Here is a 14,551-nt window from a genome sequence, read left to right as displayed (position 1 = left end):
GCTATGGCACAAAGAGATTACTACGAGATTTTAGGCGTGGCCCGCGACGCTGAAGCAGATGTTATTAAAAAAGCTTACCGCAAGCTGGCGATGCAATTTCATCCGGATAAGAACCCGGGAGATAAAGAATCAGAAGAAAAATTCAAAGAGGCTGCAGGGGCTTACGAGATCCTGAGTGATCCACAAAAGCGTGCTCAGTATGATCGTTTCGGTCATCAGGCATTTAGCGGTGGACGCGGAGGCGGTCATCAAGGCTTCCAAGATGTGGACGATATATTCTCTCACTTTGGTGATATCTTCGGTGACTTCTTTGGTGGCGGAGGCGGTGGTGCCCGTCAAAGTCGTTCTCAAAACGGACCACGTCGTGGTTCTGACCTTCGCTATGTGACAGAGGTTTCGTTGAAAGACGTGATCTCTGGTATGGAAAAAGAAATTGAATTTGATACCGATGAATCTTGCGGTGAATGCAAAGGCAGTGGCGCAGAAAAAGGTCATCATCCTGAAACTTGCCCAATGTGTAATGGCTCGGGCCAGGTGGTTCGCTCACAAGGTTTCTTTGCGATGGCTTCAACTTGCCCAACCTGTCATGGCAAAGGCACTGTTGTTAAACATCCGTGCAAGTCGTGCAAAGGCAAAGGCCGTAAAGCTCAGCATAAAAAAATCCGCTTAAATATTCCTCCTGGAGTCGATACAGGCACTCGTTTGCGTGTGGCGACTGAAGGCGAGGGTGGTTACATGGGGGGACCTCCGGGCGATCTCTATGTGGAAATTCGCGTGAAGCCGCACAATAATTTTGAACGTCGCAATGAAGATCTCTTTGCGGAGCTTTCAGTTCCTTATGTGCAAATGCTTTTGGGCGCTGAAATCGAAGTTCCAACTGTTACTGGCAAAGCCAAAGTGGAAATTCCAAAAGGCTCTCAGCCTGGTGACAAAGTGAAACTTGCGGGTGAGGGTTTGCCGTCTTTGAAAGGCAGCCGTCGCGGCGATATCTACTTCTTAGTGAATGTGCAGTTCCCAGACAAACTTCATAAGGACGAGGAAAAGCTTTTGCGTGAAATCGCGAAGGCTCGCGGTCTGGATGTGAAGGGTGAGGGCGGAATATTCCGTAAAAAGTAGCTGACTTACACTCCGACTCTGTCGGGCTGGTCTACACTCCGACTCTGTCGGAGTAAGGCTAAAAAAAAAGACCCCGGTGCATGAAGGGTTGCGACCGGGGCCGTAGAGGGACTAATTATTAAGCGCCTTTTGGGCGCTTAGTTTTTAAGAGAGGAGCGAAGCAAGATAATGTCTTAAGCTGCCCTCCAACACTAGTTAAAACCCTGTAACATATTGATATTGTTTATTAAAAAGCTGTCATCTTTTGGTTTAAGTAAGGCAGCTGTTGGTTCTGAGAAAAAAGTGAGGCCCTGACCTTGACGAAACGGCGGCAGGCCCCACATTTAAAGTGTCTTAATATAGATATAAATTGAAGGAGTTCACGTATGGGTAAAATTATTGGTATCGACTTAGGAACGACAAACTCTTGCGTTTCGATCATGGAAGGCGGAGAGCCGAAAGTGCTTGTGAACGAAGAAGGCGCGCGTACCACTCCATCCGTTGTTGCGTACACAAAAGACGGTGATCGTCTTGTTGGTCAAATCGCTAAACGTCAAGCGGTGACGAATCCAGAGAACACAATCTACTCTGCAAAACGTTTCATCGGTCGTAAATTTGAAGAAGTTCAAGAAGAAATCAAACTTGTTCCTTACACTGTAGTTGCTAAAGGCAATGACTGTGCTTTCAAGGTTCAAGGTAAAACCGCTTCTCCAGAAGAAATTGGTGCGGCAGTTTTGGCAAAACTTAAAAAAGTTGCTGAAGACTATTTGGGCGAGCCGGTAACAGAAGCTGTTGTGACTGTTCCAGCTTATTTCAACGATGCGCAAAGACAGGCGACGAAAGATGCCGGTCGTATCGCGGGTCTTGATATTAAACGTATTATCAATGAGCCAACTGCAGCAGCTCTTGCATACGGTTTGGATAAGAAAAAAGAAGAAAAAATTGCGATCTACGACTTCGGTGGTGGTACGTTCGACGTATCAGTTCTTGAAGTGGGCGACGGTGTCGTTGAAGTTCGCGCAACAAACGGTGACACTCACTTGGGTGGTGACAACTTCGATACGATCATCCTTGAGTGGTTGATCACGGAGTTCAAAAAAGACCAAGCTATCGATTTGAAAAACGATAAAATGGCTTTGCAACGTTTGAAAGAAGCGGCAGAGAAAGCAAAAATCGAACTTTCTTCTGCACAAGAAACTGAAATCAACTTGCCGTTCATCACGGCAGACCAATCAGGTCCGAAACATCTTCAAACTAAGCTTACAAGAGCTAAATTTGATCAGATGACTGAAGACTTGGTAAAACGCTCTATGGAGCCTTGCCGTAAAGCTTTGGCTGATGCGGGCTTGAAACCAGCGGATATCGACGAAGTGATCTTGGTCGGTGGTTCGACTCGTATTCCTGCGATCCAAAAAGCAGTTAAAGACTTCTTTGGTAAAGAACCAAACCGCACTGTAAACCCTGACGAAGTGGTTGCAGTAGGTGCCGCTGTACAAGGTGGTGTCTTGGCCGGAGACGTTAAAGACGTGTTGTTGCTAGACGTAACTCCATTGTCTTTGGGTATCGAAACTTTGGGTGGTGTGATGACTCCGCTTATCGAAAGAAACACTGCGATTCCTACTAAGAAATCACAAGTGTTCTCGACTGCAGCAGACAATCAACCAGCCGTAGACATCCATGTTCTTCAAGGTGAGCGTAAGATGGCGACAGACAACAGAACTTTGGGACGCTTTGAGTTGGTAGGTTTGCCTCCAGCGCCTCGCGGAGTTCCTCAAGTTGAAGTGACTTTCGATATCGACGCCAATGGTATCTTGCACGTATCTGCGAAAGATATGTCTTCTGGTAAATCTCAGAACATCAAAATCACGGCACAAAGTGGTTTGTCTGAAGAGGAAATCAAAAAGGCAGTTCGCGATGCTGAAGGCCACGCTGACGAAGATAAACGTAAAGCAGAAGCAGCTACACAAAGAAACAACCTGGACAATCTCGTTTACCAAACAGAGAAATTGGTCAAGGACTCAGGATCTCAACTTCCTGAATCTGAAGTGAAAGCGGCAACTGAAGCTGTTGATGAAGCGAAAAAGATCCTTGAAAACAAATCAGCAAGCGCTGATGACATGAAGGGTGCTTTTGAGAGATTGCAAAACCTTACTCACAAATTGAGCTCTGAGCTTTACAAAAAGCAAGGCGCGCAACCAGGAGCTGAAGGCCAGCAGGCTCAAGGCGAAGAGGCTCCAAAGGCTTCTGAAAACAAAGGCGGCGACGATGTTATCGACGCTGACTACAAAGACGTTAACTAAGAGTAAAACCAAAAGCCCGGGGCAACCCGGGCTTTTTTTTTAGGGTACGCCGTACCTTTTTGCGATGCCGAGCATCGCAAAAAGGTACGGCGTACGTGGAGTGAGGGCTGTGGAATTGAGAGAGATTTTTAGCGAAGCTCGACGAGTTCAATACAAGCGTCATGATGTCATTTATAAAATGGGCGATGAGCCTGAGAATATTTATTTTTTGGACAAAGGCTTGGTGGGCTTGGTTGTGTGGAGCGAGTCTGGCAAAGATCATCTCGTGCGTCTTTTTAAGGCAGGGCAGATTTTCGGGCATCGCAGTTTGTTTGCTCAAGAAAGATATCATGCTTCGGCGACGGCTTTAGATGATGTGGAAGTATTGGTGATGTCCAAAGCGCAGCTTCGCGAGCGTATGAAGGGCAATTGTGACCTTGCCGAAAATCTTTTGCAGAATCTCGCCAAAGAACTTCGCGTGGCTGAAGCGAAGCAGGTTGTCTTAACTGAAAAAGACGTCTCGGCACGCATTGCTGAAGCGATTATTTACTTTAAAGAGCTTCATCCAACTCATTCATGGACACGACAGGAGATTGCTGACTTTTGTGGGACAACAGTGGCGACGGTGATTCGCACATTGGCGAAGTTCGTGGATGACGGCCTTATTGAACAACAAGGCCGTGATATTATTATACTGGACCGGGAAAGTCTATTGTCGCAGGGGTGACTTCAAATAGCTCACCCCGTTGGCTTCTGGGGGCGGCAGGTGACCCGCGTTGATGTTGACTTGAATGCTCGGGAAAAGAAGCTTAGGTGCAGCTAAGGTCGCATCACGACGCTTGCGGAACTCAATATATTCACTTTTTGTTGTCGTCGCCTTCAGCTGAATATTCTGCTCTTTTTCTTCTTTCACAGTCGTTTCAAACTTCAAACTTCGGCCTTCAGGCTGATAGTCATGTCCCACGAAAATACGAATGTTGTCAGGCAAAGTGTAAATGTTTTTTGTGATAGACTCATAAAGAGTTTCCGCACTGCCAGCAGGGAAGTCACAGCGACCGGTGCCGGAGTCTGGCATAAAAATAGCGTCCCCTGAAAACAAAGCGTCTTCAATGAGGTAAGAAGCACAAGCCGGCGTATGGCCTGGCGTGAACAATACCTTGAACTTTAAAGAGCCCACCTCAAAAATTTGTCCTTCCTTCAATAGAAGATCAAAAGCTTTTCCAGAGGTGTCGAACTCTGGATCCAAATTTAAGATGGTCTTAAAAGTCTTTTGCACTTCAGTGATGCGCTCACCGATGGCCACTTTGATATCCGGGAAGAAGTTTTTAAAAAGCTGTGAGCTCGACAAATGGTCGGCGTGAGCATGTGTTTCTAAAACCCACTTTGGAGAAAGATTGTTCTCTTTCAGGTAGTGAAGCACTGGCTCCATCGACTTTGTGCTGAGCTTTCCAGACGCAGGTTCATAGTCCCAAACAGGGTCAATAACAACAGAGTCTCGAGTTTGAGGGTCGTGAACGACATAGGTCAGAGTTGATGTTGCTGGGTCGAAAAAGTGCTGAATTTTAATGCTCATAATGAGACTCCTAACAATTTTTAAAGCTCAATTAAAGCTCGGATTTAAATCGAATACAGCTAAAACCAAAACAATAGATCAGCCATAAAACAACTATAAATCAAGATCCGGCACCTCAATTATGTCCGTGAGCATAATTGCCAACTTTAGAATAGCTGTAGGATGGTTTCCAGTGAAGGAGAAAGTTTATGCGTGAAATCACCTGCCAAGAGGTTCATGAGCAGCGCAATAAAGTGCGAATCATTGATGTCCGCACTCCCGAAGAGTTCAAGGGGGAGTTGGGGCATATTGAGAACGCAGAGCTAGTCACTCTCGGACCCGACTTAATAAATTTTTTGAATACTTTGAATCGCGATGAGTCTGTTGTTTTTGTATGTCGAAGTGGGGCTCGCTCGGGGCAAACGACTTTGCTGAGTGAAGAAATGGGATTTCGGCAGACAAGCAATATGCTTGGAGGCATGATTCAATGGAATAATTTAAATCTACCTGTGGTGAAGGAGTAAGTATGTTGCACAGTATTTTAATGGCTTTATTCGGCGGGGCTTTGATTGGGCTCGCCGCCTCTTTGATGTTGGTTTTAAACGGACGTGTCACGGGAATTAGTGGCATCACCAACGGTCTTTTGAGCTTTGTAAAAGGGGATTATGCCTGGCGAGCAGCCTTTGTCGGAGGCTTGCTAGGGGGCGGTTTTATTCTTGGACAATTACATCCAGAGTTTTTTGAAAACACCACGGGCCGTCCTTCCGTCATGATTGCCGTGGCCGGTTTGATTGTGGGTTTTGGGACAGTTCTGGGAAGTGGTTGTACCAGCGGTCACGGGGTGTGCGGCATTGCCAGATTTTCGCCTCGATCGTTAGTGGCAACATTGGTGTTTATGCTGGTCGGAATGGCTTCTGCAACTTTATTGAAAGCGATTTTGGGATAATCTATGAAACAACAAAAACATTTTCAAATTTTAGCAGCGTTCGTGGTTGGACTTTTATTTGCGATCGGACTTGGGATCTCTGGTATGACTCAGCCTCAAAAAGTCATTGGCTTCCTTCAGCTCACCAAAGACTGGGATCCATCACTGATGTTTGTGATGATCGGTGCGATTCCGGTACATGCTTTGGCTTATCGTTTGATTCGCGGTCGTAAGAGTCCTTTGTTTGATATGAAATTCCATGTTCCGCAATCTCGTGAAATCACCAAACCCTTGATTGTCGGCAGCGCGCTTTTTGGTTTTGGTTGGGCGTTGGGAGGATTCTGTCCTGGGCCGGGCTTGGCTTCTTTGGGAGCGGGGGCACCAAGTGCGATTTTGTTTGTGATCTTTTTGGTGGCGGGAATGGTTTTGCAACGCCTCTATCAGAAAGTTGCAGCTAAAGCTGCAGTCAGAAGGTCACAGCTAAAACCGCTGTGAAATAGCACTCAATAAAACTTGAATTACTAGTAGTTAGGAAAAAGGTGAAGTTATGGAAATCCTCCATCAATATGGCAGTTTCATTGCTGGGTACTTTGGCGCGCTTTTGATTGGCGTCTCGCTTGGTGTTCTTGGTGGAGGAGGCTCCATCTTAGCTGTCCCACTGTTGGTGTATCTGTTTTATGTTCCCGCATCCCTGGCTACAACTTATTCATTGTTTATCGTCGGCTTAACAAGTCTTGTCGGATTTGCCAGAGCGGCCCATGTCAACCGAGTCAGTTGGAAAGCGCTGTTTGGTTTCGGGATTCCTTCCTTGGCAGGATTGCTCGCCGTGCGACGTTTGATCTTGCCGAGCATTCCGGCGAAGTTTTTGGTGTTCGAATTTGAAGTCGATAAGAATGTTTTGATCATGACAAGTTTTGCGGTCGTGATGCTCTTGGCTTCGATCTCGATGATTCGCCACAAAGGGAACAAGCTTGAACAAAAGTCCTCCTTGCCGGTTTCATTGACGAAAGCAGTTTTGGTTGGAGGAGTGACAGGTTTTGTCGGAGCAGGGGGAGGTTTTCTAATTGTACCGGCCTTGGTTGTCATGAATCGATTGCCTATGGCTTTGGCGGTAGGAACTTCTTTGGGTGTGATAGCTTTGAACTCCTTATTGGGTTTTACCGGTGATGCCATCGGTGGAGTTGCCATTGACTACTTATTCTTACTCAAGTTGGCTGCAATTTCCGTCGTCGGGATTTTCGCGGGCTTGGTTTGGGGACAAAAAACTTCGGAGCAAAAATTAAAACCTGCATTTGGATATTTTGTTCTGATTGTCGGAGCCCTAATCTTTATGCAGCAGCTCTCTAAGCTATAATATATGGCAGACCGCAAAGACTCTCGTATTTGACATTTGGAAGTCCTCTTCTAGAATAGAAGTTCGAGGTTATTATGCACAAAGAACTTTATCCTGTAGACGCTAATTTCGCAAAAACGGCCCTTATTACCGAGCAGAAATACAAAGAGATGTATGAACGCTCGGTCAAGGATCCAGAAAGTTTTTGGGCAGAGCAAGGGGCGCGTCTTGATTGGTTTAAGAAATGGGACAAAGTTAAAGAGACAAGTTTCAAAAAACCAGTGAGTATCAAATGGTACCAAGGTGGAAAACTCAATGTCTCTTACAATTGCATAGATCGTCATCTCGACAAGCGCGGCGATAAGATCGCTTTTATCTGGGAAGCTGATAAGCCAGAGATTCCCTCTAAAAAAATCACGTATAAAGAACTCCATAAAGAAGTCTGCCGCTTTGCGAACGTATTGAAAAAAATGGGAGTCAAAAAAGGTGATGTCGTCACCATCTATATGCCGATGATTCTGGAAACCACGTACGCGATGTTAGCATGCACTCGCATCGGGGCGATTCACTCTGTCGTCTTTGGCGGTTTTGCTCCTGATTCAATTTCAGATCGTATCGTCGACGGTGGTTCGAAATTTGTAATCACCGCAGATGCTGGATTCCGTGGAAGCAAAGTCATCGCATTGAAGGAAAATATCGACAAGGCTGTCGTGAAGGCGAACATTGTTGAAAAAGTTTTGGTTGTTAAGTATGCGCAAACCAATGTGGAGATGAAGGCGGGACGTGATATCTGGTATCACGAGATCGTTCAATCTGTGACTGATCAGTGCGAAGCGGAGCCCATGGATGCAGAAGATCCTTTGTTTCTTTTGTACACCTCAGGTTCTACGGGAAAACCTAAGGGCGTTATGCATACGACGGGTGGCTATCTTGTCTATGCCAGTCTGACTCATCAATATGTTTTTGATTATCACGAGAATGATATCTACTGGTGTTCTGCCGACGTTGGTTGGGTCACAGGGCACAGTTACATTGTCTATGGTCCATTGGCCAACGGTGCGACTTCAGTTTTCTTTGAGGGTGTTCCCAATTATCCAACTCCTGCGAGATTCTGGGAGATCGTGGATAAGCACCAAGTTTCAATCTTCTACACCTCTCCAACAGCCATTCGTTCTTTGATGCGTGAAGGAGATGACTTCGTCACAAAAACTTCACGTCAAAGTTTGCGTCTTCTGGGTTCGGTGGGCGAGCCAATCAATCCCGAAGCTTGGGCTTGGTATCATGATTTAGTTGGCAACAACAAATGTCCCATCGTCGATACTTGGTGGCAAACTGAAACAGGTGGCATCTTGATCTCTCCATTGCCAGGAGCGATCGCGACAAAACCGGGCTCCGCAACTTTGCCATTCTTTGGTGTTCAGCCAAAACTTTTGACTCTTGAAGGTAAAGAGATTGAAGGCGCTGGCGAGGGCGTTTTGGTGATCGCGGATTCTTGGCCTGGACAAATGCGCACGGTTTATCATGATCATGCCCGTTTTGAAGATACCTACTTCGCAAATTATCCAGGATTCTATTTCACTGGTGACGGATGTCGTCGTGATGAAGACGGTTATTATTGGATCACGGGTCGCGTGGATGATGTGATCAATGTTTCGGGCCATAGGCTGGGAACAGCAGAGATCGAATCCGCATTGGTTGCGGATCATCGCGTTGCCGAGGCGGCGGTGGTGGGTTATCCACATGATATCAAAGGGCAGGGGATTTATGCCTTCGTGACTTTGAAAACCGGCGAAGTTCCCTCTGACGAACTGAAGAAGGAATTGGTTTTGACGGTGCGTAAAGAGATCGGTCCGATTGCGACTCCAGATCTTATACAATGGGCGCCGCGTTTACCGAAGACTCGCTCGGGGAAAATCATGCGTCGAATCTTGCGAAAAATTGCTGAAAATCATCCGGATCAATTGGGCGATATCACAACTTTATCTGAGCCAGGAGTGGTTCAAGAGTTGGTAGACAACCGAATGAATAAGTGATAATTTCGGCCTCATGACTACACGCACAACTACTTATATGACGCTTGTTTTGATGGTTTTGGGCGCGGCTTTTAGCCGTTTGATGCCTCATCCTTGGAATTTCACTGCTATCGGCGCGATGGCTTTGTTTGGTGGTTCTTATTTTCCATCAAAACGCCTTTCGATGTTGGTGCCATTGTTGGCTTTGCTCCTAAGCGATCTCGTATTGGGTTTCCACTCCACAATGTTGTTTGTCTACCTGCCATTCACTTTGATGGTGATGTTGGGTTGGACTTTGCGTGAAGGCAAAAGTCCAATGCGTATCGTGACGGCTTCATTGGTGACAAGTTCCGTGTTCTTCTTGGTTTCAAACTTTGGTGTTTGGATCATGGAAGGAATGTATCCGCAAACATGGCAAGGTCTTGTGAGCTGTTACGTTGCTGCGATCCCATTCTTTGACAACCAAATCCTTGGCGATTTGTTTTTCTCTGGTGTGATGTTCGGTGCGGCTGAAGCTTTGAAAAGAACGGCTCCTGAATTCTTCTCAGCGAAGTCAGTTTAGTTTTTAGGTCTTTAATTCCAAACGGAGTTCATTGTGCAAGCAGTGGACTCCGTTTTTGTTTGTGCAATCTTAGTTGCACGTCGAGAGTAGTTCAGATGAGTCGCAAATTGGGCCTTCATCGCCCGATACTAGATGGTAAAGTAAATTTCCCTCTGTGCTTGGCGCCGATGGTAGGACTGACACACGTCGCATTACGTGAAGTCATGCGCGAGTATTTACCACAGGATGCTTTCACCATCTGGCCCACGGAAATGTTGAACTCGCGCAGGGTTCCGGATGAAAATCTGGAAACCACGCCGGAAACCATGCGCTCAGCCAGTGAAAATGGATTGGTCCCACAAATTCTCGGCAATGAAGAAGAACCCATCGCAAAGACCGTAAAACGTCTGATTGAGTGGGGAGCGGAAGCCATCGACATCAACATGGGCTGTCCCGTACAAAAGGCCTTAAAGCATAACTACGGTGTCGCCTTGATGGGTGATCCAAGTTACGCCGCCGAAGTTGTACGTATGACCGTCAAAAATTCAACGATTCCAGTCAGTGTAAAATTGCGCGCCGTCGGTAGCACCAAAGAGTTCGACGAATTATTGACGTTCGTATCAGGTCTCCGAAATTCCGGAGCCGCATGGGTGTGTTTGCATCCCAGAACCGCCGCCCAAAAACGCAGAGGCAGTGCCGATTGGGAGCAAATCAAACAATTGCATCAAGCCGTCGATTTCCCAGTCATCGGAAACGGCGACGTACAAACCGTTGAAGATGCGATCAATATGCTCAGTGAAACGGGCTGTGATATGGCAATGTCTGGAAGAGGTCTTGCCGCACGTCCATGGATGCTGTGGCAGCTCGGCGAAGAATTGGGCTTTGCACCACCACTTGGAAAAGAAAATCAAAAAGCGCCAAGAACTCCCGAAGAGGAAGGCGCAGAGTACGGCAAAGTTTTACTCAAGCTGATACAGGCCAGTAACAAGTACTTCGGACCTGATCGCGCAATGAGAAAGGTCCGATTCTATGTACGCACGACGGGTGTGTGGCTTCCATTTGGCAATGCGCTCACGGGAGTTTGCGCGAAAGCGCAAACGATTGAACAGATGCTAGAACTTGTGACGAAGTTCTTCGACGTTCCTCACGAGATGAGTCAACGTACGGAGCTTCGTCAGTAGTTTCCTAAGATGATCAGATCTGAATTCGAAGAATTTGGCTAAGGACTATGCCTTAGTCAAATTTTTGCCTTCGATGTGCTCCTCTTAAAAATGAATAGCTTTATGTGGGGTCTGTGTGGAGACTCTAATCTAAGACAGAGGATTGGGCTCTAAGAGCAAAATCGAAACGAAGAAGCAACGCAACACCGGCGCCGAAAGTGAATCTTTGCGAAGCAAAGACAACGCCCCACTTAACGAACAAGAAAAAACTCGGAAGCAAGATTTGTTAAGGAAGTGGAATTCTTAGTTCATGCGTAGAGCGGCCTTCACCGGCGGCACGATGCCGCGAACCGAGCTTTAGCTCGGCGGTGATCGAGCCCGGACGGCGTGCCGATCGAAGCATGAGCTAAGAATTCCACTTCCTTAACAAATCCTTCGCATCCAGCACAGTCTTCCGCCCGAAGTCAGCACTAGGCTTCGAGCAGGGCAGTAAGCTTACCCTCGTCATCAAGGGCCTTCAGATCCGTGTAGCCACCGATAAGTTTGCCATTGATCAAAATGATAGGAACCGTTCTCCAGCCAGTTTCGCTTTTGATGCGGTCGATCTCTTCCGGTTTGTTGGTGAGGTCGACCATGTCGTAAGCCAAACCCTTACCGTTAAGAAAATTGATTGCGCGATCGCAGAAAGGACAAGGGTCTTTTTTGTAGATTGTGATTTGTGCCATATTTTACCTCAGATGAAAGTATATAATTCTTTTTGACATGTGCCTAGAGCAGAGACAAGGTCTAGCAGATGGAATGCTTACTGTGTCAGACCCCTCATTCAGCGGCCTTTAAAGTGGTTAAGAAACCCGAGCGTAGCTATTATCATTGCGCGCAGTGTGACTTAATCTTTATGAACCCGAAAGAGCGTCTCGATGCGGCACAAGAGAAAGCTCGTTACGACTTTCATCAAAACGAGGATATGAAGGGCTACCGAGCATTTTTAGAGCCTCTTGTGAAGGATGTTGAGCAGTTTGCGAAGAATGCAAAGCGCGAACCTTCTGACGTCAGCGTTCTGGATTATGGTTGCGGTCCTACGGCCTTCTTAGGAAATTGGTTCACTGAAAAATCCTTCCGCGTGACCAACTACGATCTTTATTATTTTCCGGATCAAGACTCTTTGAAGAAAAGCTATCACGTCATTACTTCCACAGAAGTGTGGGAGCACCTGTACGATCCGCGTGCGGAACTTGTGAAAATGATAAAGATGCTAAAGACGGGTGGGATTCTGGCGGTGATGACTTCTTCGCATAAAGGTGAAGCGGCTTTTCATGACTGGTATTACCGTCGCGATCTCACTCACGTGACCTTCTTTTCGGAAAAAACCATGAAGTGGATCGCGGATCATTTCAATTTACAGTTGATCAAGGGCCGAAGCCCTTATTGGATTTTTCAAAAATGGGATGCACAAACTCCCTCTTAGCTTAAGGTTTTGCAGAGGGACCTAGTTTTTGCCACTCAATTTTTGCCACAGATAAGTGTACTCCAGAGTATTCCACAAAATCTTTTGCTGAATGTTTGCGTTTCCGGCGTGGCCACCTTCGGTGTTTTCGTAATAATAAATTTTATGACCTTGTTCTTTCATGCGGGCGACCATCTTGCGCGCGTGTCCTGGGTGAACGCGATCATCCTTCGTGCTCGTCATGAATAGCACTTCCGGATATTTTACTTGGGCCTTCACGTTTTGGTACGGAGAATAGCTCATCAAAACGTCATTCATTTTAGAGTCATCAGGATTTCCATATTCCTCCATCCAGCTCGCGCCAGCCAGAAGTTTGTGATAGCGGGCCATGTCCAGCAGGGGCACCTCGCAAAGAACGGCATTGAACAAATCAGGGCGTTTCACGAAGGTCGCTCCGGTCAGAAGGCCTCCGTTCGAGCGACCTTGAATTCCCAGATGGGTCGCACTCGTTATTTTGTGTTGAATGAGATCTTCGCCAATCGCGATAAAGTCTTCATAGACCTTAGGGCGATTTTCGCGCATCACGGAACGATGCCAAGTCGGGCCGAATTCACCACCGCCACGAAGGTTGGCAGCAACATAAACGCCACCTCTTTCCAACCACAATTTTCCAATACTATCCAAGTAGAATGGTTGAATCGGGGACTCGAAACCGCCGTAGCCATAAAGAAGCGTCGGGTTTTTTCCATTCAGGACCAGGTTCTTTTTGTGAACGATGAAGTATGGAATCATTGTGCCGTCAGCGCTTTTTGCGTGTCGTTGCTCAACGATCAAATCTTTGGACTTGAATCGCTCTGGCGCCTGCTTCAATAAATCCCAAGTGGCACCTTTGTGAGCTGAGACTCCTTGATAGATTGACGAAGGAGTTAAGAAATCCGTGTAGGCAACAAGATAGTTGTCGTCCCAAGGGTCGGCAGAATAGACTCGCGCCACTCCTTGGTTGCCCATTTTGAGGTCTTCAAGAAGCCAGCCTTTTTCGGTGTGTGTGATGCGAGCTATCTTTCCTTGAATATTGTCTAGCAGGTTTAGATAGATTGCGGACTTGCTCACTTCAACCGAGTTCAAGAATCTTTTTGCGCTCGGAGTGAAAAGAACTTCAAGGGAATCTAAGGCCTTTTCTTTGTTCTTTAGTTGGGACACGGGGAGTGCCACAAGACTTCCCACGGGAATTGTCTGCGTTTTTGTCTTCAGATCTTCGCGCAACAAAAATAAAAAAGAGTCATTGAATACTCCAGACATTTGGGCGCTTGAAGGTAAGGGCAGATGAGTGCGAAGACCCTGTTCATCTTCGTACCAGATTTCATTTTCATAAAATGAGATCACCCGGAAGTGAAAGCGGTATTTCTTATTTTCTGTCGTATAGACAAAGCTTGAGGCGCTCATATCTTGAGGTCCGCCTTTGAAAACTTCTTTGGCCTCTTTGAGGGGCTGACCCCGTTTCCAGATTTTGGAAATCATCGGGTAGCCAGAGTCAGTTAAACTGCCTGGTCCGAAATCAGTTCCGACAAAGACGGTGTCCTTATCAATCCAACTGATATCGCTTTTAGCCTCAGGCAAGGTGAATCCGTCTTTTACAAAGGCTTTTGTTGTAAGATCAAATTCGCGCACGACAGAGGCATCTTTACCTCCGCGCGAGAGAGTAAGAAGGCAAAGTCTGTTTTCGGGAGGCAAACAATTTTGCCAGCCCCAAACCCAGTTCTCATTTTCATCTTTTGCGAGTTGATCCAAATCCAGAATGGTTTCCCATTTGGGTTTGATTTTTTTGAATTCACTCACTGAGGTGCGGCGCCAAATTCCGCGCACATGCTTTTTGTCCTGCCAGAAATTATAGACCTCACCATTGATCAAGGTGATGCCCGGAAGTTTGTCTTCGGCCAAAGCGATCTTGGTCAGATCTGCTTTGATTTTGGCGAATTGAGGATCTTTTTCAAAGTGGGCGAGCGTGCGAGTGCTTTCCGCTTTTGCAAATGCCAAAGCTTGTGCGCCTTCCACTTCTTCAAGCCATAAATACGGGTCGGCCATGTGCGGAGTTTCCTTCTTCATAGTTTCTTTTTGTACTTGGGTATTTTTTGTCGTGCAAGCGGTCAGTTGGAATAGAAGTGGAAGCAGAAGTCCGTGCAAAAGAATGTGCAGATAACGCATGAAGGCCC

At 46.6% G+C, this 14,551-nt stretch carries 14 protein-coding genes; 11 read left to right on the top strand and 3 right to left on the bottom strand.

The window, feature by feature from the left end; translation table 11 throughout:
* Window positions 1–3 precede the first annotated feature (3 nt).
* From dnaJ to NWE73_RS15400, 3 genes are all read left to right on the top strand, one after another.
* Window positions 4–1,116, top strand: a complete 1,113-nt coding sequence (gene dnaJ, locus NWE73_RS15410) for a molecular chaperone DnaJ (protein ID WP_277579240.1) — start codon at window positions 4–6, stop codon at window positions 1,114–1,116.
* Between the two features lie 365 nt (window positions 1,117–1,481).
* Window positions 1,482–3,395 carry a molecular chaperone DnaK gene (gene dnaK, locus NWE73_RS15405; RefSeq protein WP_277579239.1) on the top strand — a complete coding sequence of 638 codons (1,914 nt, stop codon included), beginning with the start codon at window positions 1,482–1,484 and terminating at the stop codon, window positions 3,393–3,395.
* Between the two features lie 109 nt (window positions 3,396–3,504).
* Window positions 3,505–4,101: a Crp/Fnr family transcriptional regulator gene (locus NWE73_RS15400; protein ID WP_277579238.1), complete on the top strand. Its 597-nt coding sequence runs from the start codon at window positions 3,505–3,507 to the stop codon at window positions 4,099–4,101.
* Here NWE73_RS15400 and NWE73_RS15395 read toward each other — a convergent pair.
* On the bottom strand, window positions 4,084–4,947 hold the full coding sequence (locus NWE73_RS15395) for an MBL fold metallo-hydrolase (RefSeq protein ID WP_277579237.1): 864 nt from the start codon (window positions 4,945–4,947) through the stop codon (window positions 4,084–4,086). The two genes, NWE73_RS15400 and NWE73_RS15395, sit on opposite strands and share 18 nt — an antisense overlap.
* 188 nt (window positions 4,948–5,135) lie before the next feature.
* Between NWE73_RS15395 and NWE73_RS15390 the strand changes: the two genes are divergently transcribed.
* The 7 genes from NWE73_RS15390 to NWE73_RS15360 all read left to right on the top strand — a co-directional run bounded on the left by NWE73_RS15390 (window position 5,136) and on the right by NWE73_RS15360 (window position 10,918).
* Window positions 5,136–5,450: a rhodanese-like domain-containing protein gene (locus NWE73_RS15390; RefSeq protein ID WP_277579236.1), complete on the top strand. Its 315-nt coding sequence runs from the start codon at window positions 5,136–5,138 to the stop codon at window positions 5,448–5,450.
* A gap of 2 nt (window positions 5,451–5,452) precedes the next feature.
* Window positions 5,453–5,872: a YeeE/YedE family protein gene (locus NWE73_RS15385; RefSeq protein ID WP_277579235.1), complete on the top strand. Its 420-nt coding sequence runs from the start codon at window positions 5,453–5,455 to the stop codon at window positions 5,870–5,872.
* 3 nt (window positions 5,873–5,875) lie between these two features.
* The gene (locus NWE73_RS15380) at window positions 5,876–6,346 is read left to right on the top strand and encodes a DUF6691 family protein (RefSeq protein ID WP_277579234.1); all 471 of its coding nucleotides are present in this window, start codon (window positions 5,876–5,878) and stop codon (window positions 6,344–6,346) included.
* 52 nt (window positions 6,347–6,398) lie between these two features.
* Window positions 6,399–7,205 (top strand): sulfite exporter TauE/SafE family protein, encoded by an 807-nt coding sequence (locus tag NWE73_RS15375; protein WP_277579233.1) that lies wholly within the window; start codon window positions 6,399–6,401, stop codon window positions 7,203–7,205.
* Between the two features lie 74 nt (window positions 7,206–7,279).
* On the top strand, window positions 7,280–9,217 hold the full coding sequence (gene acs, locus NWE73_RS15370) for an acetate--CoA ligase (protein ID WP_277579232.1): 1,938 nt from the start codon (window positions 7,280–7,282) through the stop codon (window positions 9,215–9,217).
* 13 nt (window positions 9,218–9,230) lie between these two features.
* A complete protein-coding gene (locus NWE73_RS15365; protein ID WP_277579231.1) occupies window positions 9,231–9,758 on the top strand; it encodes a DUF6580 family putative transport protein in 528 nt (175 codons plus the stop codon).
* Window positions 9,759–9,853: 95 nt separating this feature from the next.
* Window positions 9,854–10,918 carry a tRNA-dihydrouridine synthase family protein gene (locus tag NWE73_RS15360; protein WP_277579230.1) on the top strand — a complete coding sequence of 355 codons (1,065 nt, stop codon included), beginning with the start codon at window positions 9,854–9,856 and terminating at the stop codon, window positions 10,916–10,918.
* A gap of 449 nt (window positions 10,919–11,367) precedes the next feature.
* Here NWE73_RS15360 and NWE73_RS15355 read toward each other — a convergent pair whose 3' ends face one another.
* Window positions 11,368–11,622 (bottom strand): glutaredoxin domain-containing protein, encoded by a 255-nt coding sequence (locus tag NWE73_RS15355; RefSeq protein WP_277579229.1) that lies wholly within the window; start codon window positions 11,620–11,622, stop codon window positions 11,368–11,370.
* 68 nt (window positions 11,623–11,690) lie between these two features.
* On the opposite strand from NWE73_RS15355, the gene NWE73_RS15350 reads away from it, so the two are divergent.
* On the top strand, window positions 11,691–12,362 hold the full coding sequence (locus tag NWE73_RS15350) for a class I SAM-dependent methyltransferase (protein ID WP_277579228.1): 672 nt from the start codon (window positions 11,691–11,693) through the stop codon (window positions 12,360–12,362).
* Window positions 12,363–12,383: 21 nt separating this feature from the next.
* On the opposite strand, the gene NWE73_RS15345 is transcribed toward NWE73_RS15350, so the two are convergent.
* The gene (locus NWE73_RS15345; protein ID WP_277579227.1) at window positions 12,384–14,543 is read right to left on the bottom strand and encodes a prolyl oligopeptidase family serine peptidase; all 2,160 of its coding nucleotides are present in this window, start codon (window positions 14,541–14,543) and stop codon (window positions 12,384–12,386) included.
* Between the last annotated feature and the right edge of the window lie 8 nt (window positions 14,544–14,551).

This window comes from Bdellovibrio svalbardensis, from assembly GCF_029531655.1.
Taxonomy (GTDB): Bacteria; Bdellovibrionota; Bdellovibrionia; order Bdellovibrionales; family Bdellovibrionaceae; genus Bdellovibrio; species Bdellovibrio svalbardensis.
The sequence above is the reverse complement of the archived record's forward strand: the minus strand, read 5'-3'. Positions and strand labels throughout refer to the sequence as shown.

Bases quoted from the DNA above. Each gene is read 5' to 3' on its own strand.
- NWE73_RS15360 (WP_277579230.1), top strand. From the start codon at position 9,854: ATGAGTCGCAAATTGGGCCTTCATCGCCCGATACTAGATGGTAAAGTA.
- dnaK (WP_277579239.1), top strand. From the start codon at position 1,482: ATGGGTAAAATTATTGGTATCGACTTAGGAACGACAAACTCTTGCGTT.
- NWE73_RS15385 (WP_277579235.1), top strand. From the start codon at position 5,453: ATGTTGCACAGTATTTTAATGGCTTTATTCGGCGGGGCTTTGATTGGG.
- NWE73_RS15345 (WP_277579227.1), bottom strand. From the start codon at position 14,543: ATGCGTTATCTGCACATTCTTTTGCACGGACTTCTGCTTCCACTTCTA.
- dnaJ (WP_277579240.1), top strand. From the start codon at position 4: ATGGCACAAAGAGATTACTACGAGATTTTAGGCGTGGCCCGCGACGCT.
- acs (WP_277579232.1), top strand. From the start codon at position 7,280: ATGCACAAAGAACTTTATCCTGTAGACGCTAATTTCGCAAAAACGGCC.
- NWE73_RS15365 (WP_277579231.1), top strand. From the start codon at position 9,231: ATGACTACACGCACAACTACTTATATGACGCTTGTTTTGATGGTTTTG.
- NWE73_RS15350 (WP_277579228.1), top strand. From the start codon at position 11,691: ATGGAATGCTTACTGTGTCAGACCCCTCATTCAGCGGCCTTTAAAGTG.
- NWE73_RS15395 (WP_277579237.1), bottom strand. From the start codon at position 4,947: ATGAGCATTAAAATTCAGCACTTTTTCGACCCAGCAACATCAACTCTG.
- NWE73_RS15390 (WP_277579236.1), top strand. From the start codon at position 5,136: ATGCGTGAAATCACCTGCCAAGAGGTTCATGAGCAGCGCAATAAAGTG.
- NWE73_RS15355 (WP_277579229.1), bottom strand. From the start codon at position 11,622: ATGGCACAAATCACAATCTACAAAAAAGACCCTTGTCCTTTCTGCGAT.
- NWE73_RS15375 (WP_277579233.1), top strand. From the start codon at position 6,399: ATGGAAATCCTCCATCAATATGGCAGTTTCATTGCTGGGTACTTTGGC.
- NWE73_RS15380 (WP_277579234.1), top strand. From the start codon at position 5,876: ATGAAACAACAAAAACATTTTCAAATTTTAGCAGCGTTCGTGGTTGGA.